Source organism: Serratia surfactantfaciens (assembly GCF_001642805.2).
GTDB lineage: Bacteria > Pseudomonadota > Gammaproteobacteria > Enterobacterales > Enterobacteriaceae > Serratia > Serratia surfactantfaciens.
The window spans coordinates 2,015,657-2,039,622 of record NZ_CP016948.1; the positions used below are offsets into that span (position 1 = coordinate 2,015,657).

The 23,966-nt window shown below is 59.4% G+C and carries 24 protein-coding genes and 1 pseudogene; 16 read left to right on the forward strand and 9 right to left on the reverse strand.

All coding sequences use genetic code 11. The features are described from left to right. Positions 1–13 precede the first annotated feature (13 nt). Positions 14–325: a hypothetical protein gene (locus tag ATE40_RS09535; protein ID WP_019452628.1), complete on the forward strand. Its 312-nt coding sequence runs from the start codon at positions 14–16 to the stop codon at positions 323–325. Positions 326–544: 219 nt separating this feature from the next. Next, positions 545–1,075 (forward strand): methylated-DNA--[protein]-cysteine S-methyltransferase, encoded by a 531-nt coding sequence (ogt, locus tag ATE40_RS09540; RefSeq protein WP_063919548.1) that lies wholly within the window; start codon positions 545–547, stop codon positions 1,073–1,075. On the opposite strand, the gene ATE40_RS09545 is transcribed toward ogt, so the two are convergent. Beyond that, on the reverse strand, positions 1,072–1,599 hold the full coding sequence (locus ATE40_RS09545; protein WP_019452630.1) for a glycine zipper family protein: 528 nt from the start codon (positions 1,597–1,599) through the stop codon (positions 1,072–1,074). The two genes, ogt and ATE40_RS09545, sit on opposite strands and share 4 nt — an antisense overlap. A gap of 16 nt (positions 1,600–1,615) precedes the next feature. Beyond that, positions 1,616–1,951: a hypothetical protein gene (locus tag ATE40_RS09550; RefSeq protein WP_019452631.1), complete on the reverse strand. Its 336-nt coding sequence runs from the start codon at positions 1,949–1,951 to the stop codon at positions 1,616–1,618. 393 nt (positions 1,952–2,344) lie between these two features. Between ATE40_RS09550 and ATE40_RS09555 the strand changes: the two genes are divergently transcribed. Next, positions 2,345–3,109, forward strand: a complete 765-nt coding sequence (locus tag ATE40_RS09555) for an FNR family transcription factor (RefSeq protein WP_004938278.1) — start codon at positions 2,345–2,347, stop codon at positions 3,107–3,109. Positions 3,110–3,235: 126 nt separating this feature from the next. Continuing rightward, complete coding sequence (gene uspE / locus ATE40_RS09560) at positions 3,236–4,198, forward strand: universal stress protein UspE (RefSeq protein ID WP_019452632.1); 963 nt, start codon at positions 3,236–3,238, stop codon at positions 4,196–4,198. A 52-nt stretch (positions 4,199–4,250) separates the two neighbouring features. Here uspE and pntB read toward each other — a convergent pair whose 3' ends face one another. The 3 genes from pntB to ATE40_RS24665 all read right to left on the reverse strand — a co-directional run bounded on the left by pntB (position 4,251) and on the right by ATE40_RS24665 (position 7,604). Further along, on the reverse strand, positions 4,251–5,645 hold the full coding sequence (pntB, locus tag ATE40_RS09565) for a Re/Si-specific NAD(P)(+) transhydrogenase subunit beta (protein WP_025159771.1): 1,395 nt from the start codon (positions 5,643–5,645) through the stop codon (positions 4,251–4,253). A 10-nt stretch (positions 5,646–5,655) separates the two neighbouring features. Continuing rightward, on the reverse strand, positions 5,656–7,185 hold the full coding sequence (pntA, locus tag ATE40_RS09570; RefSeq protein ID WP_004938288.1) for a Re/Si-specific NAD(P)(+) transhydrogenase subunit alpha: 1,530 nt from the start codon (positions 7,183–7,185) through the stop codon (positions 5,656–5,658). A gap of 149 nt (positions 7,186–7,334) precedes the next feature. Continuing rightward, positions 7,335–7,604: a hypothetical protein gene (locus ATE40_RS24665; RefSeq protein ID WP_156785422.1), complete on the reverse strand. Its 270-nt coding sequence runs from the start codon at positions 7,602–7,604 to the stop codon at positions 7,335–7,337. A 118-nt stretch (positions 7,605–7,722) separates the two neighbouring features. Here ATE40_RS24665 and ydgH point away from each other — a divergent pair, with 118 nt between their 5' ends. Further along, positions 7,723–8,673 (forward strand): DUF1471 family protein YdgH, encoded by a 951-nt coding sequence (gene ydgH / locus ATE40_RS09575; RefSeq protein ID WP_019452635.1) that lies wholly within the window; start codon positions 7,723–7,725, stop codon positions 8,671–8,673. Here the strand turns inward: ydgH and ATE40_RS24670 are convergent. Beyond that, entirely contained in the window at positions 8,666–8,860 is a 195-nt protein-coding gene (locus ATE40_RS24670) for a hypothetical protein (protein ID WP_139285520.1), read from the reverse strand. The genes ydgH and ATE40_RS24670 overlap by 8 nt on opposite strands. Positions 8,861–8,917: 57 nt before the next feature. Here ATE40_RS24670 and ATE40_RS09580 point away from each other — a divergent pair, with 57 nt between their 5' ends. The 3 genes from ATE40_RS09580 (at position 8,918) to ATE40_RS09590 (ending at position 11,443) form a co-directional block, all read left to right on the forward strand. Further along, positions 8,918–10,309: an amino acid permease gene (locus ATE40_RS09580; protein ID WP_063919549.1), complete on the forward strand. Its 1,392-nt coding sequence runs from the start codon at positions 8,918–8,920 to the stop codon at positions 10,307–10,309. 219 nt (positions 10,310–10,528) lie between these two features. Beyond that, a complete protein-coding gene (locus ATE40_RS09585) occupies positions 10,529–11,014 on the forward strand; it encodes a hypothetical protein (protein WP_063919550.1) in 486 nt (161 codons plus the stop codon). Between the two features lie 54 nt (positions 11,015–11,068). Then, positions 11,069–11,443 carry a pyridoxamine 5'-phosphate oxidase family protein gene (locus tag ATE40_RS09590; protein WP_232094210.1) on the forward strand — a complete coding sequence of 125 codons (375 nt, stop codon included), beginning with the start codon at positions 11,069–11,071 and terminating at the stop codon, positions 11,441–11,443. Between the two features lie 104 nt (positions 11,444–11,547). Here ATE40_RS09590 and ATE40_RS09595 read toward each other — a convergent pair whose 3' ends face one another. Beyond that, the gene (locus ATE40_RS09595) at positions 11,548–11,958 is read right to left on the reverse strand and encodes a hypothetical protein (RefSeq protein ID WP_063919551.1); all 411 of its coding nucleotides are present in this window, start codon (positions 11,956–11,958) and stop codon (positions 11,548–11,550) included. A gap of 184 nt (positions 11,959–12,142) precedes the next feature. On the opposite strand from ATE40_RS09595, the gene folM reads away from it, so the two are divergent. The 4 genes from folM (at position 12,143) to ATE40_RS09615 (ending at position 16,499) form a co-directional block, all read left to right on the forward strand. Beyond that, complete coding sequence (gene folM, locus ATE40_RS09600) at positions 12,143–12,865, forward strand: dihydromonapterin reductase (protein ID WP_019452641.1); 723 nt, start codon at positions 12,143–12,145, stop codon at positions 12,863–12,865. 70 nt (positions 12,866–12,935) lie between these two features. Continuing rightward, positions 12,936–13,661, forward strand: a complete 726-nt coding sequence (gene rstA / locus ATE40_RS09605; protein WP_063919552.1) for a two-component system response regulator RstA — start codon at positions 12,936–12,938, stop codon at positions 13,659–13,661. Continuing rightward, positions 13,658–14,962 (forward strand): two-component system sensor histidine kinase RstB, encoded by a 1,305-nt coding sequence (rstB, locus tag ATE40_RS09610; protein ID WP_019452643.1) that lies wholly within the window; start codon positions 13,658–13,660, stop codon positions 14,960–14,962. The genes rstA and rstB overlap by 4 nt, the downstream gene beginning before the upstream one ends. A gap of 37 nt (positions 14,963–14,999) precedes the next feature. After that, positions 15,000–16,499: a carboxypeptidase M32 gene (locus ATE40_RS09615; RefSeq protein WP_063919553.1), complete on the forward strand. Its 1,500-nt coding sequence runs from the start codon at positions 15,000–15,002 to the stop codon at positions 16,497–16,499. Between the two features lie 168 nt (positions 16,500–16,667). Here the strand turns inward: ATE40_RS09615 and ATE40_RS25040 are convergent. After that, positions 16,668–17,473 (reverse strand): annotated as a pseudogene (locus ATE40_RS25040) (alpha/beta fold hydrolase). A 185-nt stretch (positions 17,474–17,658) separates the two neighbouring features. Between ATE40_RS25040 and asr the strand changes: the two are divergent. From asr to ATE40_RS09630, 3 genes are all read left to right on the forward strand, one after another. Next, entirely contained in the window at positions 17,659–17,934 is a 276-nt protein-coding gene (gene asr / locus ATE40_RS09625; RefSeq protein ID WP_025302975.1) for an acid resistance repetitive basic protein Asr, read from the forward strand. Between the two features lie 86 nt (positions 17,935–18,020). After that, positions 18,021–18,101 carry a small membrane protein YdgU gene (gene ydgU, locus ATE40_RS25090; RefSeq protein WP_456301727.1) on the forward strand — a complete coding sequence of 27 codons (81 nt, stop codon included), beginning with the start codon at positions 18,021–18,023 and terminating at the stop codon, positions 18,099–18,101. A gap of 127 nt (positions 18,102–18,228) precedes the next feature. Further along, positions 18,229–19,041, forward strand: a complete 813-nt coding sequence (locus ATE40_RS09630; protein WP_019452648.1) for a trypsin-like serine peptidase — start codon at positions 18,229–18,231, stop codon at positions 19,039–19,041. 83 nt (positions 19,042–19,124) lie between these two features. Here the strand turns inward: ATE40_RS09630 and hrpA are convergent, their stop codons facing one another. Next, positions 19,125–23,012, reverse strand: a complete 3,888-nt coding sequence (hrpA, locus tag ATE40_RS09635; protein WP_071891997.1) for an ATP-dependent RNA helicase HrpA — start codon at positions 23,010–23,012, stop codon at positions 19,125–19,127. Positions 23,013–23,281: 269 nt separating this feature from the next. On the opposite strand from hrpA, the gene azoR reads away from it, so the two are divergent. After that, entirely contained in the window at positions 23,282–23,887 is a 606-nt protein-coding gene (gene azoR, locus ATE40_RS09640) for an FMN-dependent NADH-azoreductase (RefSeq protein ID WP_019452650.1), read from the forward strand. Positions 23,888–23,966 lie beyond the last annotated feature (79 nt).

The following is a 23,966-nucleotide window of genomic DNA, read 5'->3' on the forward strand; positions in this document are numbered from 1 at the left end:
AAAGGAACAGCGTATGAACCATTACTTAGCCGTATTAAGCGCATTGGTCATTCTGCCCTTCGCTCTGCACGCAAAAGCGCTCCCCGGAAGTCAGGTCGCCTCCGGCGTCGTACGCTTCACCGGCGCCATCACCACGCCGGCCTGCACCATCAAACATCAGGATGAACAACTCATCTCCAACTGTTTCGGCAAGGTGACGGAAAACCGCAACGGTTATATTTCCTCTTCGTTAAAAGAAATGCCAAAAGAATTAGTTTCCGCTGTCACCAGCGAGATAGTAAATAACGACCCACACTTGAAACGCGTGACCATCAGCTATAAATAACCCCAAAGAGTTAATGCTTGATTGAATAATCAACAAGTCATGCCCCGCCCCAATGACTTATAAATTTATTTTATAAATTTACTGAACAATGACTACCCGCCTTACCGTGAGCCGACTATTCGGGCAACTCCAGGGTTGCCCATCAGCATGTCCGAAATCCGCCATCGCTTCCTCCGCTTTCATGCAATAATCGCCTCACTAAACCGAGGAGTGATCCAGATGCAGACTTTTTTGATTGATCGTACCGCGACGCCGGTGGGAGAACTGGTGTTGATTGCCGATGAACAGGGGCGCCTGCGGGCGGTTGACTGGACCGATCACGAAGCGCGCCTGATGAAGCTGCTGAATACGCATTACCGCGCCGATCGCTTCACTCTGCGCGCCCAGCGTGATCCAAGCGGGTTGACCGACGCCATGCAGCGCTATTTCGCCGGGGAACTGAGCATTATCGATCGGCTGCCGGTGATGACCGCCGGCACCGAGTTCCAACGCACCGTGTGGCAACAGCTGCGCCAAATTCCCTGCGGCGAGATCCTGACCTACGGCCAGCTGGCGCAACGCATCGGCCGCCCGACCGCTTCGCGCGCGGTCGGCATGGCCAACGGTTCCAATCCGATCAGCATCGTCGTCCCCTGCCACCGGGTCATCGGCTCTCAGGGCGCGTTGACCGGCTATGCCGGCGGCGTACAGCGCAAACAGTGGCTGCTGCAACACGAAGGTTACCTGCCGCAGGATCTGCTCTCGCGCTAACGCGGCACATAATCCGGCGGCACGCCATCCGCCGGGGCGGCGGGATAGTAGTCCGGCGGCACCGGCGATGAGCTGGCGTCACCGTAACCATAGGCCACCGGCACCTTGTTGCCTTTGGCGTACATGCATTGCGTATACACGGTATCGTAGCTGTCTTGCAGATCGTCGCTGCTGCGCCAGGCCGAGTTGTTGGCCATCGCGCTGCCGACCAACAACCCACCGCCGGCGCCGACCAACGCGCCGGGGCCGGCATGACCGGATGCAGCGCCGATCAACGCCCCCGCCGCCGCACCGACGGCCGTGCCCGCCACTGCGGTGCCCGCCGCCGAATTGGCCGCCGTTTGCGCGCCGCCGCCAAGGCTGTTTTGCGCATAGCCGCGGCAAATCGCCTCATCGCGATTGAACTGTTCGTAGCTTTTTCCCGTGCCGGGCAATACCGTCACCTCCGGCCCGGAAGGCGCAGAGACGCAGCCGGCCAACAGCCCGGCCAGCGCCACTATCGGGAAAGCAAAAGAGTGTTTCATCACGCACCACCTGGGATCACCGGGATAACGAACCGTCTGGCACCACTTTCATCCAACCGTCGGGACAACGCGGCACCTGCGGGTAATAGCCCGCCGGCCGGCGGCAGTAGTAAGCGTAACTCGGCGGCTTTTCGATATAGGTCTGCGGCGGCGGCGGCGTGACATACACTACCGGCGGCGGCGGATAGTAGAGAGGCGGCGGCCCCCAAGGCACGCCAATCACCACGCGCGGCCCACCATAGTAGTAACCGTGCCGGTAGTAACCGTGGCCGTAATAGCCGTGGGCGAAGGCGGCGGCGCTGGCCGTCATCAACACCCCCGCGGCCGCCATCAACAGTATGCGCTTTTTCATCATCCGCTCCCGAACAGGATAGTTCACCTGCCTTTCTGACCTTCAGCTTAACGCCGGCGTGGCGCGGCTTTGCGGTGGGGATTCAGATGAATGCGACAAGCTTTCGCCAGCAGATGTGTCAAACGATGATTGATTCACGCCGCTAAAATTCGCCGATGCGCGCAGCAGAACCGCCCCACGACGATCGCCACGCCGCGCGACGCCGAAAAGGCAACCGCACGTTGCGCATAAGTGCCAAATAAATCTAGCGACGTCAGCGTGATACAGAATAATCGGCGGCATGTGTGCGCAAAATTCGCACACAATACCCCTATTCATGCTAATGCCACCCTTATCAGCTGCAGCAAAAGATGTTAAAATTGACTCATATCAATTATTGAATGAGCGTAATCTATGATCCCGGAAAAACGCGTGATTCGTCGTATCCAGTCTGGTGGTTGTGCGATCCATTGCCAGGACTGCAGCATCAGCCAGCTGTGCATTCCTTTCACCCTTAATGCCCACGAGCTGGACCAGCTCGACAACATTATCGAGAGAAAGAAGCCCATCCAGAAAGGCCAGACTTTGTTCAAGGCCGGCGACGAGCTGAAATCGCTGTACGCGATCCGTTCCGGGACCATCAAAAGCTATACCATCACCGAGCAAGGCGATGAGCAGATCACCGGTTTCCATCTGGCGGGCGACCTGGTCGGCTTCGACGCCATCGGCGGTCTGAAGCACCCGAGTTTCGCTCAGGCGCTGGAAACCTCGATGGTGTGCGAGATCCCGTTCGAGACCCTCGACGATCTGTCCGGCAAAATGCCTAACCTGCGTCAGCAGATCATGCGACTGATGAGCGGCGAGATCAAAGGCGACCAGGACATGATCCTGCTGCTGTCGAAGAAAAACGCCGAAGAGCGCCTGGCGGCGTTCGTTTATAACCTGTCGCGCCGCTTCGCGGAGCGCGGCTTCTCACCGCGCGAGTTCCGTTTGACCATGACCCGCGGCGACATCGGCAACTACCTTGGCCTGACGGTGGAAACCATCAGCCGCCTGCTGGGCCGCTTCCAGAAAAGCGAAATCCTCAGCGTGAAAGGCAAATACATCACCATCGAAAACGCCGACGCACTGTCGGTGCTGGCCGGCACGCCACGCATCAACGTGACCGTCAACGCCTGATTCCCCTGCCGGATCAACATTTCACCGAAATTGTTGATCCGGCACGCTTCTGTTGTTGTTCTGTTTTTCAATGTTGGGTTACTCTGTAAATTAACAGACTGTTGATTTCAGCTGTAAGGAGGCCCTATGGCGAAGTATCAGAATCTTCTGGTGGCTATTGACCCCAATCAGGACGATCAGCCGGCATTGCGTCGCGCCGTGTACCTGGTGAAACGGAATGGTGGGCGCATCAAAGCCTTCCTGCCCATTTATGACTTCTCTTACGAAATGACGACCCTGCTCTCCCCGGACGAAAGAACGGCGATGCGGCAAGGTGTGATCAGCCAACGCGCCGCCTGGATCAACGAGCAGTGCCGTTTCTATCTCAACGACGGCGTGCCGATCGAAATCAAAGTGGTCTGGCATAACCGCCCCTTCGAAGCCATCATTCAGGAAGTGCTTTCCGGCCAACATGACCTGTTGCTGAAAATGGCGCACCAGCACGACCGGCTGGAGTCAGTGATCTTCACCCCCACCGATTGGCACCTGCTGCGCAAATGCCCTTGTCCGGTGTGGATGGTGAAAGACCAGCCCTGGCCGGAAGGCGGTAAAGCGCTGGTGGCGGTCAACCTGGCCAGCGAAGAGCCCTATCACGATCCGCTCAATATCAAACTGGTGCAAGAAACCGTCGAACTGGCGCAAAACGTCAATCAGACCGAGGTTCATCTGGTTGGCGCTTACCCCGTTACCCCGATCAACATCGCCATCGAGCTGCCCGATTTCGATCCCAGCGTCTACAACGATGCCATTCGTGGCCAGCATCTGATCGCCATGAAAGCGCTGCGGCAGAAATTCTGCATCAAGGAAGAGTTCACCCACGTGGAGAAAGGCCTGCCGGAAGAGGTCATCCCCGATCTGGCCGAGCACCTGCAGGCCGGCGTGGTGGTTCTGGGCACCCTGGGCCGCACCGGCATTTCGGCCGCCTTTATCGGCAACACGGCGGAACATGTGATCGACCATCTGAAATGCGATCTGCTGGTGATTAAACCGGAAAACTTCACCTGCCCGATCGAGGCGGATGAAGATGATGAACACGACGACGAAGATTAAGCTTCGCGCATAAAAAATGGGCCGCTAAGCGGCCCATTTTTTTGTTGCCCAATTACTTCTGCAGCGCCCGTAGAATCGCTTCCACGCTGTCTTTGGCATCGCCGAACAGCATTTGGGTGTTCTCCTTGAAGAACAGCGGGTTCTGCACGCCGGCATAGCCGGTGTTCATCGAGCGTTTAAACGCGATCACGTTCTGCGCTTTCCACACTTCCAATACCGGCATACCGGCGATCGGGCTGCGCGGATCTTCCAGCGCCGCCGGGTTCACCGTGTCGTTGGCGCCGATCACCAGCACGGTATCGGTATCCGGGAAATCGTCGTTGATCTCATCCATCTCCAACACCACGTCGTACGGCACCTTGGCTTCCGCCAGCAGCACGTTCATGTGGCCCGGCAAACGCCCCGCGACCGGGTGAATGCCGAAACGCACCTTCACGCCGCGCGCGCGCAGTTTCTCGGTGATTTCCGCCACCGGATATTGCGCCTGCGCCACCGCCATGCCGTAGCCTGGGGTGATGATCACCGACGTGGAGTTCTTCAACTGCTCGGCCACCTCTTCCGCCGTGGTTTCGCGGTATTCGCCCATCTCTTCGGCATCGCCGGTAGAGGAACCATCGCTACCGAAACCGCCGGCGATCACGCTGATAAACGAGCGGTTCATCGCCTTACACATGATGTAAGACAGGATGGCCCCCGAAGAACCCACCAGCGCGCCGGTGACGATCAGCAGATCGTTGCTCAGCATGAAGCCCGCCGCGGCGGCGGCCCACCCCGAGTAGGAGTTGAGCATCGAGACCACCACCGGCATGTCGGCACCACCGATCGACGCCACCAGATGCCAACCGAACGCCAGCGCGATCGCCGTCATCAGCAGCAGCGTCACTACCTGCCAGCCCACGCTGTCGGTACGCACAAATGCCACCAGCAACAGGAACGAGATCACCAGCGCCGCCAGGTTCAGTTTGTGGCGATTCGGCAGCATCAGCGGCTTGGAAGAGATGATGCCGCGCAGCTTGCCGAAAGCGACGATCGAACCGGTAAAGGTCACGGCGCCGATAAAGATGCCGAGAAACACTTCGGTCAGATGGATATTCGCCATCACCGGCTCCATCGGCGCGCCGTGATCCAGGTAGCTGTTGAAGCCGACCAGCACCGCGGCCAGGCCGACGAAGCTGTGCAGCACCGCCACCAGTTCCGGCATTTCGGTCATCTCGACCTTTTTCGCCAGATAGACGCCGATCGAGCCGCCGATGATCATGGCGATGATGATCCAGCCGACGTTGCCGGAATCCGGCCCGAGAATGGTGGCGATCAGCGCAATCGCCATACCGGCGACGCCGAACAGGTTGCCCTGTTTCGACGTTTCGTGGCGCGACAGGCCCGCCAGGCTGAAAATAAACAAAATAGCGGCAACAATGTATGCAGCTGTAACCAATCCTCCAGACATTTGCTACCCCTTAGTTCTTGCGGAACATCTTCAGCATGCGCTGAGTGACGGTGAACCCACCGAAAATATTGATGCTGGCGATCAGCACGGCGATAAAGGAGAGGAAACTCACCCAGCCGCCATGCCCGATCTGCAGCAGCGCACCGACCACGATAATCCCCGAGATCGCGTTGGTGACCGACATCAGCGGGGTATGCAGCGCATGGCTGACGTTCCAGACCACGTAGTAACCGACCACGCAGGCCAGCGCAAACACGGTAAAGTGCGACAGGAACTCTTTCGGCGCCGCGTCCGCCAGCCAGCCGAACAGCAGGATCGCCAGAGCCATCAGGCCGTACTTCAGCCACGGCGAGGTCGGTTTGGCTTCAGGTTTGGCGGCCGGTGCGGCGGCGGGTGCCGCTTTCGGCTGGGCGGAAACCTGGATCGGTGGCGCCGGCCAGGTGATTTCACCGCTGCGCACCACGGTGACGCCGCGGATCACCGTATCGTCGAAATCGATGTCGATCTCACCGTTCTTCTCTTTCGACAGCAGCTTGAGCAGGTTAACCAGGTTGGTGCCGTACAGCTGCGAAGATTGGGTCGGCAAGCGGCTCGGCAGATCGGTATAGCCGATGATTTTCACGCCGTTGTCGGTCACGGTGATGGTGTCGGCCACCGTCAGTTCGCAGTTGCCGCCGGTTTGCGCCGCCAGATCGACGATCACGCTGCCCGGCTTCATCGACGCCACCATCTCTTTGGTGATCAGCTTCGGTGCCGGTTTGCCCGGGATCAGCGCGGTGGTGACGATGATGTCGACCTCCGCGGCCTGCGCGGCGAACAGCGCCATCTCGGCCTTGATGAAGGCTTCGGACATCACTTTGGCGTAACCGTCACCGCTGCCCGCTTCCTCTTCAAAATCCAGCTCGAGGAATTCCGCCCCCATGCTCTGCACCTGCTCTTTCACTTCCGGGCGGGTGTCGAAGGCGCGCACGATGGCACCGAGGCTGCCCGCGGCACCGATCGCCGCCAGGCCGGCCACGCCGGCGCCGATGATCATCACCTTGGCCGGCGGCACTTTGCCGGCGGCGGTGATCTGACCGGTGAAGAAGCGGCCGAACTCATGCGCCGCTTCGACAATCGCGCGGTAACCGGCGATGTTGGCCATCGAGCTCAGCGCATCCATCGACTGGGCGCGCGAGATGCGCGGTACCGAGTCCATCGCCAGCGCGGTGACGTTGCGCGCCGCCAGCTTGGCCATCAGCTCGGGATTTTGCGCCGGCCAGATAAAGCTGACCAGCGTGCTGCCCTCACGCATCAAGGCGATCTCGTCGTCTTGCGGCGCGTTGACTTTCAGGATCAGATCCGACTGCCACACTTCGCTTTCGTCGACCAGCGCCGCGCCGGCGGCTTCATAGGCGACGTCCTCAAAACTGGCCAGTTTGCCCGCCCCGCGTTCAATCGCGACGGTAAAACCCAGCTTCAGCAGTTGTTCCACCGTTTTCGGCGTGGCTGCGACCCGGGCTTCATTGGCCAACCGCTCTCTTGGTACACCAATACGCATAATGTTCCCTTCTCACCTGTCTTGGATGATGTTTATTATTTTCCTGCCCATAGCACGGCGCCGCCGGCGAGCGTTGCGTTAACTTGCTCGCACTGATTTCAGGCGCCAACTATAACCTACTGAAAATAAGGTCGATGATCCATAATTGCTTACGCATTCAGCCCTGTTTTTACATAAAAACGCCGCGCGCGATATGACAAATCGCAATTTACAGTGAAAAAATCCATACAGAACAGCACATTCTGCGCAACAAGAGGTTTACGCCCGGCGTAACGATTTATGGCCGCACGCGGCGCAAAAGCATAAAAGTTATCATTTTGTGAATAATTAACATTAATGACACCAAAGCCGTTATTATGGAAACTTATGACGGCGGCGCCATCCGTGCGACCCGCGTCACCTTCGGCGATTTGTCGCACGGGATAACATAAAATGCTGAGACAGTTTTCAGAATTACATGTAATAATCGACGGCTGAATTACACTTAAACAGTTCAGTACGTTATAAACGTTAATGCGCTAGGCGAAAGGATTTTTTATGAAGCTGAAGACCACGATCATCGCGTCAGCCTTGTTATCACTCACCGCGCTGTCTGCTCAAGCTGCGCAAGAGTTAACTCCTGAGAAAGCAGCGGCGCTGAAGCCGTTTGATCGCATCACGATTACCGGCCGCTTCAATGCCATCAATGAAGCCGTCGACGCCGTATCCCGCCGTGCAGACAAACTGGGTGCCGATTCCTTCTATATCCAGGACACCAACAACAGCAACAACGGCGGCAACTGGCGCGTCACCGCAGACCTTTATCATAAAGATGCGCCAGAAGTGAGCAAAACACCAAAATACCGCGTATTTAACGGCGTGAATGAACTGCCTAAAGATGAAGCCTACCTGCTGGAGCCTTACGATACCGTGAGCGTCAGCGGCTTCTACCGCAGCCAGCCGGACATCAACGACGCCATCTCCAAAGAAGCGAAGAAAAAAGGCGCCGCCTCGTTCTTTATCGTGCGCCAGGTTGACGCCAACTCCGGCGGCAACCAGTTCGTCACCGCGTACATCTATAAGGCCGATGCGCCGAAACGCCGTGTGCAGAGCCCGGACGCCATCCCGGCCGACTCTGACGCCGGCCGCGCCGCCCTGGCCGCCGGTGGCGCCGAAGCCGCGAAAGTCGAAATTCCTGGCGTCGCGTCTTCCGGTTCGCCAAGCCGCGACGTGGGCCGTTTCTTCGAAACCCAGTCCTCTACCGGCCAGCGCTATACCGTCACGCTGCCTAACGGCACCAAGATCCAGGAAGTGAACAACGTGACCGCCGCGCAGATGGTGCCGTTCGATTCCGTCACCTTCACCGGCCACTTCAACAGCATGACCGACGTGTCTACCGAAGTGGCGAAACGCGCGGCCGAGAAAGGCGCCAAGTACTACCACGTCACTCGCCAGTGGCAGAACAAGAGCGGCGGCAACCTGACCGTCAGCGCCGATCTGTTCAAATAAAACCCGCTTTTCGGTTTACCATCGGGCAGCCCTTGAGCTGCCCGTTTTTATTGCCGCTCTTTTCGCCCACCGTTGAATAGTTTTTTGTAAATTCCGCATATTCAATCATTGCATCTCTAATCATCCCTCCGTAGAATTTGCGCCAATTTTTAGGGCTATTGTCTATTCGCGCAGTGGTTGTTAACACATTGTTGCCGCCAAGCAGTTCCCTTCCAGTTGTTTATTCTGCGTTCAGGATCCGTCATTGGAAAAAAAACTCGGTCTTACCGCGCTAACCGCTTTGGTGCTCAGCTCAATGCTGGGCGCCGGCGTGTTCAGTCTGCCGCAAAATATGGCGCAGGTCGCCAGCCCCGCCGCACTGTTGCTGGGTTGGGGGATCACCGGCGTCGGCATTCTGTTTTTGGCCTTCGCCATGCTGCTGCTTACGCGTCTGCGTCCGGATCTGGACGGCGGCATCTTCACCTACGCTAAAGAAGGGTTCGGCGAGCTGATGGGCTTCTGCTCCGCCTGGGGCTACTGGCTGTGCGCCGTGATCGCCAACGTTTCGTATCTGGTGATCGTGTTCGCGGCGCTGAGTATTTTCACCGATCGCGGCGGCGACGTTATTCTCGGTGACGGCAATACCTGGCAGGCGCTGATCGCCGAATCCGCCCTGCTGTGGATCGTGCACGCGCTGGTGCTGCGCGGCGTGCAAACCGCCGCCAGCATCAACCTGGCGGCCACCCTCGCCAAGCTGCTGCCGCTGGGCATGTTCGCCGTTCTGGCGGCGATCGCCTTCAAAATGGACGTGTTTACGCTGGATTTCAAGGGTGTCGCCCTCGGCAAGCCGGTATGGGAACAGGTCAAGGACACCATGCTGATCACCCTGTGGGTGTTTATCGGCGTGGAAGGCGCCGTGGTGGTTTCCGCCCGCGCCCGCAATAAAAAAGACGTGGGCCGCGCCACCATGCTGGCGGTACTGTCGGCGCTGGCGGTGTATCTGATGGTCACGCTGCTGTCGCTGGGCGTGGTGCCGCGCAGCGAACTGGCCGAAATGCGCAACCCGTCGATGGCGGTGCTGATGGTGGAACTGATCGGCCCATGGGGAGACGTGCTCATTGCCGCCGGTCTGATCATTTCCGTTTGCGGTGCCTACCTGAGCTGGACCATCATGGCGGCGGAAGTGCCGCTGCTGGCCGCGCAGCACGGTGCGTTTCCACGCGTATTCGGCAAGCAGAACCGCCATCACGCCCCGTCCTCGTCGCTGTGGCTGACCAACATCGCCGTACAGCTGGCGCTGGTGTTGATCTGGCTGACCGGCAGCAACTACAACTCGCTGTTGACCATCGCTTCGGAAATGATCCTGGTGCCTTATTTCCTGGTCGGCGCGTTTCTGTTTAAGGTGGCGTACCGCCGCCGCGACAAACGCCTGATCTTCGCCGCCACCGGCGCCTGCATCTATGGTTTGTGGCTGCTGTACGCTTCGGGGCTGATGCATCTGCTGATGTCGGTGCTGCTGTATGCGCCGGGTCTGCTGGTGTTCATGTATGCCCGCCGCGGCCACCGCGATATCAATCTGCTGAACCGCCTGGAAAAAGGCAGCATCCTCTTGCTGCTGGTGGCCACGCTGCCTGCCGGCTGGTTTATGCTGCACTAAGATGACCTGCCAATGCGGCTGCCCGTCAGCCGCATTATTGCCTCTTTCCCTTCTACCTCTTTCCCTCTGCCTTTGCATCATCAGCCATGCGCCGCGCTTGCGATCTTAAATGCAATTAATTATCATTATCATCTAAGCATTAACGGTAAAGACGCGAGTGCCCCACTGCCGAGAGGCGTCGGAGGCGGGTTAAGACAGGCTGAAAATGGAAGGCATTTCATGGCTGAAAAACTGCTACACGCATTACCTTTATTTACCACCTGGGAAGCGCTGATCGCCGAGGGCAACGCGGCGTTTAATCAGCAGCACGATCGCCAGGCGATGGCGAGCTACCAACAGGCGCTCGAGGTCGCTCAGGCCATCATCGCCGAAAAACCCTGGCTGAATGCGGAATATACCGCCAGATTTGAAGCGCCCAATATTTTCGAATCTGCCCTTGCCGCGCTGATCGTCACATTCAACAACATCACCCATCTGCGCCTGCGGCAAAAGCCCCTTCGCGGCGTCGAACTGCACGTGCATCAGGCCCGAGTCGCCGTCGAAGGGCTGCTGGGCGATACCTCGCTGTGCGAACAGATGCAGCAGATCGCCGAACGGCACCTGCTGCGCTTCAGGATTGAAACCCTGCACTTACTGCGCGAACACCGGCTGCCGGAAACCAGCGTCTGTGCGTCTGCCGCCAGCCATTCCGCCACCGTGCATTAAAAACGTCACGCTGACATGAGGAGCGATCGGCAAATGAATGAATTGAATGACGAGATGAAGAAGATGCTGGCTAAGCAGCTGCCTGTGCAGGCGACCAGCAGCCCAAACGGCGTGCCGGATATCGGCCCCAAGCGCTCTTTGCGCCTCTATGATGACCGTACGCTGATTTATAACGAAAATACCGGCGGCCAAACGCTGCAAAACATCAAGGAAGGCTCGAAAATGGCCGTGGTGGTCATCGATCGCGAGGCGCTGGACGGTTACCGCTTCGTTGGCACGCCCGAACTGTGCCAGACGGGCAAGCCGTTTGACGATGCGCTGACGTTTGCAGAAAAAAACGGGATGAAACCGCCGAAATACGCGGTGTTAATTCATATAGACAGTATTTATACCCTGCGCTCCGGCCCCAATGCCGGAACCCGGCTCTAGAAGCCGCCGGGCATCACGCCGCGTGACACTTCACGCTCATGGTCAGGGCATCGCGGTGTGCCAATGGCCTGACCATGAGCGAGCGGCCGAGCCGATGTGCCCGGTCAGCTTTTAGGAGGAAGGGTAACGGTCATGCGCTCACCCACCAGGGCGATCGCGACGCCTTGCGCACACTCTTTCTTAATCGCCGCCAGCTGTTGCGTTTCCAGCGCATAAGGCAACTGAATGTCAAATACCGCCAGGCCCTGCTGCTGCGCCAGGTCAATCAGGCGAACGATGTTGGTTTCATCGCTGACCTGGGTCGACACCACCTGCAGCGCCAACTCTTTCAACTGCTCTTTGCGCGTTTGTGACGTGGTCACGCGCGATTTCAACACCATGCCGAAGATCGGCATCACACCATAAATAGCATCAACAAAGCGCCAGTGCTTCCTGCACGATGCGGACAGAAAATCCATGTAGTCGAAACAGATTTTCTCACTGCGCGCGATGGATGCAAGGTGATTGCTGTTCATCCCCTCATTCCTCTCATGGCCAGTGTTAACCCGTGGTCTTTCAAGCCGCCGCCGGACGGCAACCTGAAATGCATTGGGGATCTTACATCCAGAAATGGATAATCATGCGAAGCTTTAACGACTTTCCGCCGTATGATGGCATAATTCCCCTATTGTTTGCCAGTCTGTCCAGGAGCTTTAATCAATGGAACACCCCAACTCCGCCCCGGTGCTGATTACCGGCGGCGCGCGGCGCATAGGGCTGGCGCTCGCCAGAGCGTTTCTTCAGCGCGGCGTTCCCGTCATCATCGCCTATCGCAGTGAATATCCGGCGATGACCGAGTTGCAAGCCTTGGGCGCCTGCTGCATTCAGGGCGACTTTTCCACCCATGAAGGCATCTACCGTTTCGCCGACCAGGTGCGGCAGGTCGCGCCCAAGCTGCGCGCGGTGATCCACAACGCCAGCGCCTGGCAAGCCGAATCGCCGGAAGTGCCGCCGGAACAGGTGATGGCGGCGATGCTGCAAATTCACGTCTACACGCCCTATTTGCTCAACCAGCTGCTCGAACCCTGCCTGACCGGCCAGGGCCAGGCCGGTGCCGACATTATCCATCTGACCGACTACGTGGTGGAAAAAGGCAGCGACAAGCACATCGCCTACGCCGCCAGCAAGGCCGCGCTGGACAATATGACCCGCTCGTTCGCCCGCAAGCTGGCGCCGGAGGTCAAGGTCAACGCCATCGCCCCGGCGCTGATCATTTTCAATCCGGGCGACGATGAAGCCTACCGCCAACAGGCGCTGGCGAAATCGCTGATGAAGGTGGCGCCGGGCGAGAGCGAAGTGGTCAATCTGGTGAACTACCTGCTGGAAAGCCGCTACGTTACCGGCCGCACTCACGGCGTCGACGGCGGCCGTCCGCTGCGCTAAAGATCCGCATGGCGCATCTTCACGGGCCGCGCTATGCTGAAATCCGCTTTTCTTATTAAAACACGGGCATATGCATAAAATTGTTTTTGTGGAAGACGATCCGGAAGTCGGCAAACTGATTGCCGCCTATCTGGGCAAACACGATATCGAGGTGCTGATCGAACCGCGCGGCGACAGCGCGCAGGCGTGCATCGAGCGCGAGCAACCCGATCTGGTGCTGCTGGACATCATGCTGCCCGGCAAAGACGGCATGACGCTGTGCCGCGATCTGCGCCCCACTTTCCCCGGCCCAATCGTGCTGCTCACCTCGCTCGACAGCGACATGAACCATATCCTGTCGCTGGAGATGGGCGCCAACGACTACATCCTGAAAACCACGCCGCCGGCGGTATTGCTGGCGCGCCTGCGTTTGCACCTGCGCCAACACAGCCAGCAGCCGAAAGAAGAGTCGGTTCAGCCGCTCACGCAACACAACGCGCTGCATTTCGGATTGCTGTGCATCGATCCGGTCAACCGCCAGGTCTCGCTCGGCGAAGAAACCGTCACCCTGTCCACCTCGGACTTCGATTTGCTGTGGGAGCTGGCGACCCATGCCGGGCAGATCATGGATCGCGAAGCGCTGCTGAAAAACCTGCGCGGCGTGAGCTACGACGGCATGGACCGCAGCATCGACGTGGCGATCTCCCGCCTGCGCCGCAAACTGTACGACAACGCGCTGGAACCGTTCCGCATCAAAACGGTGCGCAACAAGGGTTATCTGTTCGCCCCTAACGCCTGGGCATCGGTGCAACAATGAGAAAACTTTTCGTCCAGTTCTTCCTGTTGCTGTTCGTCTGTTTTCTGGTGATGGCGATGCTGGTCGGCCTGGTGTACAAAGTGACCGCCGAGCGCGCCGGCCGCCAGTCGATGGACGATCTGATGAAAAGCTCGCTGTACCTGATGCGCAGCGAGCTGCGCGAAATCCCGCTGAAGGACTGGAACAAAACCATCGCCACGCTGGATCTCAACCTGTCGTTCAAACTGCATATCGAACCGCTCGGCAAACAGGAACTGAGCGAAGATCTGAAAAAACGGCTGCGGCTGGGGGAGATCATCGCCCTCGACGATCAATACACCTTCATGCAGCGCATCCCGCGCAGCCACTATGTCTTGGTCGTCGGCCCGATTCCTTATCTGTTCTACCTGCATCAGATGCGCCTGCTGGATCTGGTGTTGCTGGTGTTTATCGGCATGTCGCTGGCGCTGCCGGTGTTCCTGTGGATGCGGCCGCACTGGCAAGATCTGCTCAAGCTGGAAAACGCAGCCCAACGCCTCGGCGCCGGGCATCTGGATGAGCGCACCCATTTCGACCCCACCTCCAGCCTAAGCCGGCTCGGGGTTGCATTCAACCAGATGGCGGACAACGTCAACACCCTGATCGCCAGCAAGAAACAGTTGATCGACGGCATCGCTCACGAGCTGCGCACGCCGCTGGTGCGCCTGCGTTACCGGCTCGAGATGAGCGATAACCTGTCCGAAAGCGAACAGCAAGCGCTGAACCGCGATATCGGCCAGCTGGAATCGCTGATCGACGAACTGCTGACCTATGCCCGTCTGGACCGCCCGCAAGTTGCGTTAAACATCGAGCCCATCGATCTGCCAAAGTGGCTCGAGGACAAGGTCGATGATATCCGTCTTATTCATCAGGAACGCGACATCCAGCTCGATATTCCGCACGTCGGCGACTTCGGCGGCGTCGATCTGCGCCTGATGGAACGCGTGCTCGACAACCTGGTCAACAATGCGCTGCGCTATTCCGAGCAGCGCCTGCGCGTTGGCCTGTGGTTTGACGGCGATCTCGCCTGTTTGCAAGTCGAAGACGACGGGCCGGGCATTCCGCCGGAAGAACGCGAACGGGTGTTCGAGCCTTTCGTCCGTCTCGATCCCAGCCGCGATCGCGCCACCGGCGGCTGCGGGCTGGGGTTGGCCATCGTCCATTCCATCGCCGTCGCCTACCAGGGACAGGTGTTCGTTGAAGGCAGTTCGCTCGGCGGCGCCAGCTTCCGCTTCTGCTGGCCGGTGAAGCCGACATTCAGTTTAAAAGCCGATCTGGCGTAATACCGCCGGACCATTATCAATTGGGAGCCGAATAATAATGACATCTGCACATTCCAACACGTCTGCTTACGATCAACTGCGCGCGCTTTTTAGCCGGCTGTCGCGTTTCGGCCACCTGTCCGCCATCGCCGGTTGGGACATGCAAACCATGATGCCGCCGGGCGGCAGCAAGGCGCGTTCAGAAGCGTTGGCCGAACTGAGCGTACTGCAGCACCAGATTTTAACCGCGGAAAGCACCGGCGCGCTGTTGGATCGCGCGCAGCAAGAGACTCTGGACGAGCTCGACCGCGCCAATCTGCGCGAGATGCGCCGCCAATATGAGGACGCCGTGTTGCTGCCGGCCTCCCTGGTCGAAGCCAAATCGCTGGCCGGTGCGCGCTGCGAACACGCCTGGCGCGCCCAGCGCCCGGCCAACGACTGGGATGGCTTCGCCGAGAATCTGCGCGAAGTGGTCAAGCTCAGCCGCGAAGAAGCGCAAATCCGCGCGCAGGCGGCCGGCACCAGCCGTTACGACGCCCTGCTCAATCTGTATGAGCCGGGCATGCGCAGCAGCGATCTTGACCGTATCTTCGGCGATTTGAAAACCTGGCTGCCGGATCTGCTGCAGCGCGTGGTGGCCAAACAGGCCAACGAACCCTGCCAGGCGCCGCAGGGCCCGTTCAATGTGGACACCCAACGCCAGCTGAGCCTGAGCGTGATGAAACTGCTCGGCTTCAACTTCGACAATGGCCGCGTCGACGTCAGCGCGCACCCGTTCTGCGGCGGCGTGCCGGAAGATGTGCGCATCACCACGCGTTACAACGACAAAGAGTTTCTGACCGCGCTGCTCGGCATCGTGCACGAGACTGGCCACGCCCGTTACGAACAGAATCTGCCGCGCGATCTGCTCGGCCAGCCGGTCGCTCTGGCCCGTTCCACCGCCATTCACGAATCGCAGAGCCTGCTGTTTGAAATGCAGCTGGCGCGTGGCAATGAGTTCCTGAAAATCTTGCGTCCGTTGGTCACCGCGCAGTTTGGCGAGCAGCCGGCGCTGGAAGAAGCCAACTTCATTCGCCTCAATCAGCGGGTTAAACCGGGCCTGATCCGCGTCGACGCCGACGAGGTGAGCTATCCCGCTCACGTCATCCTGCGCTACGAAATTGAAAAGGCGCTGATCGAAGGCGACATTGAAGTGGAGGACATTCCGGCGCTGTGGAATGAAAAGATGCACGCGTATCTGGGCCTCGACACCATCGGCAACTATCGCAACGGCTGCATGCAGGATATCCATTGGACCGACGGCGCCTTCGGCTACTTCCCGACCTATACGCTCGGCGCGATGTACGCTGCGCAGCTGTTCCACAGCGTGCGTCAGGCGCTGCCATCGCTGAGTGAAGATATCGCCGCCGGCAATCTGCAGCCGCTTTTCCATTGGTTGCAGCATAACATCTGGCGCCACGGCAGCCGTTTCCCGACCGAAACGCTGATCGCCAACGCGACCGGCGAAGCGCTCAACCCGCGCTACTTCCGTCAACATTTGGAAAACCGCTACCTGTAATCCCCCCTGGCGCGGCCCCGGCCGCGCCATTTTCCCCCTGCTAGACCTGATGGTGTTTCATAGCGCACGACTCTTGCCGACAGCACCTTGGCTGCAGAGTGTCGGGTGGCTACTTTCCAGGAGTATGTTGTAACTAAAACAGTAAAAAGCACCAAACCGCTCCGCCTTTCATCCCAGCGCATGACGGGCGATCATCGCCGCCAGTTGCGGCCTCAACGACGCGGGCAGGTCATGCCCCATGCCCGGCATAATATGTAATTCGGCGTTGGCGACTGCGCGGGCGATCGCCACCCCGCCCGCCTTGCGTACCAGCCGATCGCGGTCGCCGTGAATGACCAGCGTCGACGCGGCGATGCGTCGACTGTAACGACGCAGATCACCGCTGCCGAGCAGCGCGGAAAGCTGCCGCTGCATGCCTTCCGGATCCACACCCCGCTTCAACAACCGCTTCACCAGCGCATCCAGCTCCGCCTCCTCCGGCGGATACATCGCGGTGCCAAGCGCGCGTAAAAAGGCTTTCATCCCCTCATGGCGCTGCTGCAGCGTCATATCCGCTGCGGGTAGTCGGCGGCCAGCACCTGGGCGATCATTCCCCCCATCGAAGCGCCCAGCACGTGAGCCTGCGGAATACGCAAATGATCGAGCAGATGCGCCGCGTCCGCCGCCATATCCGCCAGGGTATAAGGCACCGGCGTTTGCCAACCGAGCTGGGCGCGCAACATCAGCAGCCACAACGGTTGCGTGCGCTGCCCCTGCGTCTTGCCGGAAAGCCCGACGTCGCGGTTGTCGTAACGGATCACCCGAAATCCCTTGGCCACCAGGGCGCGGCAGAAATCGTCAGGCCACAGCAAAAGCTGCGCGCCGATGCCCATGATGAGCAGCAACGGCGGATGCGTCTCATCGCCCCAGTCCTCATAGGCCAGCGGCACCTCACCCTGTTCAGTTACGCCACAACGAACCGTTATCTCGTTCATTTTAAATCCCTTTTATCGCGCCTGACGGTCATTATAGCAGCAATCCCCCCTGCCGCCGCTGCCCTGTACATTAGGTTACAAGCCGAAACCAATCACTCACGGAAAGCCGCGCGCCGTTTGCCTACTATCATCTCAACGGCCCCGCAGTGGGGTTGATACCCAAAAGTCATATTGAGGATTTTACGATGAAAAAAGTATTAGCTCTGGTTGTTGCCGCTGCAATGGGTCTGTCTTCTGTAGCTTTCGCTGCCGAGGCGGCCACCACCGCACCTGCGGCTACCGCAACCACCGCCACCGCTGCGCCGGCTAAAGCTCAGGTGAAACATCACGGCAAGAAAGCCCCGGTACAGAAAGCTCAGGCGGCCAAAAAGCATCACAAGAAAGCCGGCAAGAAAGCCCCAGCGCAAAAAGCCCAGGCGGCTAAAAAGCACCATAAAAAAGCCAGCCACAAAAAAGCGTAATGACGTGAGGGTCCCCTCACCGCTTCAGGCTTGACGTGTACGACACCCGGTTCGCCGGGTGTTTTTTCATCGGGGGGTTCTCATTGATGCTGCGCCGCTACCTGTTCGAGATCATTCTGACCGCCCTGATCCTTTGTGGACTGATCGCCGTCTTTTTTTATCTGTAGCCTGCCGCGCCGCCGGCGGGAAATTATTGAAAAATCAATTATTGCCCATCCACATGGCTGCTAAATCAGTCTATAGTTAGCATTCAGTGTGTTTATGGATGATCCGTATTTGTCAGGCAAGAGATCTATGCGCATATCCGTTTTACTGTTGCTGTGTTCACTCCCGTTCGTTGCCTCCCAGGCGGCACGCGCCGACGGCCCGTCCAAGGCCGAGCAAACGCGCCTGTTTTTTGGCAAAGATGAACGAATCAAGGTCACGGATACCGCCGCCCAGCCGTGGCAGGCCATCGGCCAGGTCGAAACCGCCAGCGGCAATCTGTGTACCGCCACGCTGATCTCCCCGCATCTGGCGTTGACCGCCGGTCACTGCGTGCTGGCACCGCCGGGGCAATTGGATAAGGCCGTCGCTCTGCGCTTCGTGGCGGGCGATAAATCGTGGCAGTATCAAACCGACAATATCGAGACCCTGGTCGACAGCAAGCTGGGCAAAAAGCTGAAGCCGGACGGTGACGGCTGGATCGTGCCGCCCGCCGCCGCCGCCTATGACTTTGCGCTGATCCGGCTGAAAGACAAGAAGCCGCTGCCGATCGCGCCGCTGCCGCTGTGGCAAGGCGACAGCAAAGCGCTGACCCAGGCGCTGAAACAGGCCAAAAGGCTGATAACCCAGGCAGGCTACCCGGAAGATCATCTGGATGATCTCTACAGCCACCAAAACTGCAAGGTGACCGGCTGGGCTCAACAAGGCGTGCTGTCGCATCAGTGCGATACCCTGCCGGGCGACAGCGGTTCGCCGCTGCTGCTGAAAACCGCCGACGGCTGGCAACTTATCGCCATCCAAAGCTCGGCGCCGGCGGCGAAAGATCGCTATCGCGCCGATAACCGCGCCCTGGCGGTACCCGGCATCCGCGAAGCCCTGGACGCCCTGGCGGCAGGCAAATAATCCCTACTCGGCGGCGCGTAAAGCGCCGTTTTTCTTGCACGGCAGATAACGCGCCGGCCGCTTGCCGACCGGCGCGCCAGCGTTTAGCCCGAAAGCTGCTCGATAGTTTGCAGAATGCGTTTGTCGGAGATCGGGTAAGGCGTGCCCAGCTGCTGCGCGAACAGGCTGACGCGCAGTTCCTCGATCATCCAGCGCACCGCTTTCACCTCTTCTTCCTGCTGCCGCTTCGGCGGCAGCTTGTTCAGCCACTGCTGCCATGCCTGCTGCACCTGCTCCACCCGCAGCATCTGCGCGCGATCGCGGTGCGGATCGATAGCCAGTTTCTCCAGCCGGCGCTCGATAGCCTGCAGGTAACGCAGCGTGTCCGGCAGGCGTTTCCATCCGTTGCCGGTGACGAAGCCGCGGTAGACCAGGCCGCCGAGCTGAGTCTTGATGTCCGACAGCGCCAGCGCCAACGACATGTCCACCCGGCCTTTCAGCCGCTTGTTGATGTTGAAGACCGCCGTCAGGATCTGCTCAACCTGCTTGGCCACCTCAACCACCGTGTCGTTCAGCTCGGCGCGGATCTGCTCTTGCAAACGCGCAAAGCCTTCTTCCTGCCAGACCGGGCCGCCGTGTTCGGCGATCAGCTTGTCGATGCCGCACGAAATGCAGTCGTCGATCAGCTCCAGCACCTTGCCGTACGGGTTGAAATAAAGCCCCAGCTTGGCCTTGTTCGGCAGCTTTTCATGCAGGTACTTAATCGGCGAAGGAATATTCAGCAGCAGCAGACGGCGCGTACCTTGCCACATCGCCTGTTGCTGCTCGCTTTCGCTGTCGAACAGACGGATCGCCACGCTGTCCTTCTCATCCACCAGCGCCGGGTAGGCCTTCATCGAATAGCCGCCGCGCTTCTGCTCGTAGAACGCCGGCAGTTGGCCAAAGCTCCAGACATGCAGATTGCTCTGTTCCAGCCCGTCATCGGCCACCGCCGACAGCGTCTCCTGCACCTTCTCTTTCAGCTGCAGACGCAGAGCGGCCAAATCTTTGCCTTCACGCAGCGTCTGGTTCTTCTCGCCCACCACGCGGAAAGTCATTTTCAGGTGATCGGGCACCTGATCCCACTGCCAGTCATCACGTGACACGGTCACGCCAGTCATGCGCCGCAGCTCGCGCTCCAGCGCGTCCAGCAGCGGCAATTCCAGCGCCGTAACCCGGCCGAGGAACGCTTCGGCGTAGTTCGGTGCCGGCACGAAGTTGCGGCGCACCGGTTTCGGCAGCGACTTGATCAGCGCGATCACCAGCTCACGGCGGATGCCGGGGATCTGCCACTCGAAGCCCTGCTCCTCCACCTGATTGAGGATCGGCAACGGAATGTGCACCGTCACGCCATCGGCGTCGGTGCCCGGTTCGAACTGGTAGCTCAGCCGCAGCTTGAGATTGCCCTGATGCCAGAAGTTCGGGTAGTCCAGCGCGCTGATCTTGTTGGCGCCATCCTTGATCAGCATCTCTTTTTCAAAGTTCAGCAGATCCGGCTGCTGTTTGGCCGCGCTCTTCCACCAGCTGTCGAAATGACGGCCGGAGACCACATCGTTGGGGATACGGCGATCGTAGAAGCCGAACAGCGTTTCGTCGTCCACCAGAATGTCGCGGCGGCGCGATTTATGCTCCAGCTCTTCCACTTCGGCGCGCAGCTTTTGGTTTTCACGGAAGAAGGCGTGGCGCGTCTGCCAGTCGCCCTCCACCAGCGCATGGCGGATAAACAGCTCACGGCACAGCAATGGATCGATGGAGCCATAGTTGACCTGGCGCGCCGCGACGATCGGCAGACCGAACAGCGTGACCTTTTCGCTGGCCATCACCGCCCCTTGCGACTTCGACCAATGCGGCTCGCTGTAGCTGTGCTTCACCAGATGCTGAGCCAGCGGCTCGATCCATTCCGGTTCGATGCGCGCGGCGATGCGCCCCCACAGGCGGCTGGTTTCCACCAATTCGGCCACCATGGTCCACTTCGGCGGCTTCTTGAACAGGCCGGAGCCGGGGAAGATCGAGAAGCGGGCGTTGCGCGCGCCGGTGTATTCCTGCTTGTCCGCATCCTTCTGACCGATGTGCGACAGCAGGCCGGTCAGCAACGCGGTATGCACGCTGCGGTAGTCGGAAGGCGTGCTGTTGATCGGCAGCCCCAGCTCTTTCACCACCTGACGCAGCTGGGTATAGATATCCTGCCACTCGCGCACCCGCAGGTAGTTGAGGAAATCGTTGCGGCACAGCCGGCGGAACTGGCTGGAAGAGTTCGCTTTTTGCTGCTCCTGCAGATAATCCCACAGATTGACGAACGCCAGGAAATCCGAGTCTTTGTCGGCAAAGCGACGGTGTTTTTCATCCGAAGCCTGCTGCCTGTCCATCGGACGCTCACGCGGATCCTGAATCGACAGCGCGGCGGTGATGATCATCACCTCGCGCACGCTGCCGCTCTTCTGCGCTTCCAGCACCATGCGCGCCAGACGCGGGTCGATAGGCAACTGCGCCAGCTGCCGGCCCTGCGGCGTCAGCTGGTAATGGCCGTTGTCGGCGGTGGAGATCGCCCCCAGCTCTTCCAGCAGGCGCACGCCATCCTGAATGTTGCGCTTGTCCGGCGCTTCGACGAACGGAAACGCGGCGATGTCGCCCAGCCCCAGCGAGGTCATCTGCAGAATGACCGACGCCAGGTTGGTGCGCAGGATCTCCGGATCGGTAAACGCCGGCCGCGACAGGAAGTCCTGTTCGGAATACAAGCGAATGCACACCCCTTCCGACACGCGGCCGCAACGCCCTTTACGCTGGTTGGCGGAAGCCTGCGACACCGGCTCGATCGGCAGGCGCTGCACCTTGGTACGGAAGCTGTAGCGGCTGATGCGCGCGGTGCCCGGATCGATGACGTACTTGATGCCCGGCACCGTCAGCGAAGTTTCCGCCACGTTGGTGGCCAGCACGATGCGGCGGCCGTGGTGCGACTGGAACACCCGGTTCTGTTCGCTGTTCGACAGGCGCGCATACAGCGGCAGCACCTCGGTGTGCGGCAGATTGAGGCGGTTCAGGGCATCGGCAGTGTCGCGAATTTCACGCTCACCGCTCATGAAGATCAGAATGTCGCCCGGCCCTTCGCGCCCAAGCTCGTCCACCGCATCGAAAATCGCCTGCAGCTGGTCGCGATCGGTATCGTCGTCGTCGTCGACCACCGGGCGGTAACGCACTTCCACCGGGTAAGTGCGGCCGGAAACCTCGATGATCGGCGCATTGTTGAAGTGGCGCGAGAAGCGCTGCGGATCGATGGTCGCCGAAGTGATGATCACCTTGAGATCCGGGCGCTTCGGCAGCAGTTCACGCAGATAGCCGAGAATAAAGTCGATGTTAAGACTGCGCTCGTGCGCTTCATCGATGATCAGCGTGTCGTACTGCATCAGCAGGCGATCCTGCTGAATCTCCGCCAGCAAGATGCCGTCGGTCATCAGCTTGACCAGGGTGTTTTCCCCCACCTGATCGTTGAAGCGCACCTTGTAACCGACGCTGCCGCCGAGCGGGGTTTCCAGCTCGTCGGCGATGCGGTTGGCGACGGTGCGCGCTGCCAGGCGGCGCGGCTGGGTGTGGCCGATCAGCCCTTTCACCCCACGCCCCAGCTCCAGACAGATCTTCGGCAACTGGGTGGTTTTCCCCGAGCCGGTCTCCCCGGCGACGATCACCACCTGGTGATCGCGGATAGCGTTTAAAATGTCCTGCTTTTTCTGACTGACCGGCAGGCTTTCCGGGTAGGAAATGCGCGGGCAAGACGCGGCGCGCGCCTGCACTTTCTGCCGCGCCGCCGCGATGTCGCTTTCGACTTCGGCGGCGACCGCCAGCTGGGCATCGGGATTTTTGATTTTTCGTGCGCCCTGCAGGCGACGACGCAGGCGTTGTTGATCGCGGAGCATCAGCTCGCCCAGTTGGGCCGGCAGTGCCTCGAGCGGAGATTTCACGTTCGGTGTTCCTTGTTTCATCGCGGCCAAGACCAGGCTTAGCAACGGTTTAATGTTTTTTTAGCGATTTTTTTGCTTTAGCCGCACAGCGTATCACAAACGGCTTTTTCGCCCTACTTCCGCGAGCAAAGCCTCGGCATGTCATTCAATAAAATCGAACGAAGATCTCGAAATATTGCGCTATCACTGTCGGAGGAATGTGAATAGCATGTACTTCATGCAAGGGACGCTGAGTCCTGATGTCACTGTCACAACGTAAGGAATTATCGATGAGCAAAGTATTGGTTCTGAAATCAAGCATCCTGGCGACCTACTCTCAGTCTAACCAACTGGCCGATTTCTTCGTAGAGCAATGGAGCAACGCCCACAGCGGCGACACCATCACCGTACGCGATCTGGCCGCACAGCCAATCCCGGTGCTGGACGGCGAACTGGTTGGCGCACTGCGTCCTTCCGATGCTCCGTTGACTCCGCGTCAACAAGAAGCGCTGGCGCTGTCGGACGAACTGATCGCCGAGCTGCAGGCCAATGACGTCATCGTGATTGCCGCCCCGATGTACAACTTCAACATCCCGACCCAGCTGAAAAACTATTTCGATCTGGTTGCCCGCGCCGGCGTAACCTTCCGCTACACCGAAAACGGTCCGGAAGGCCTGGTGAAAAACAAACGCGCCGTGATCCTGACCAGCCGCGGTGGTATCCATAAAGGCACCCCAACCGACCTGGTAGAACCTTACCTGCGTCTGTTCCTGGGCTTCATCGGCATCACCGACGTGGAGTTCGTCTTCGCGGAAGGCATCGCCTACGGCCCGGAAGTGGCCACCAAAGCCCAGGAAGACGCCAAAGCGGCCCTGTCTCAGGTGGTTGCCGCCTAAGATCCCGCGCAGGGGCGCCATGCCCCTGCCGGACAAGACGTCAGTCCTGTCAAACCTGCACTACCCTCATAATAATCAT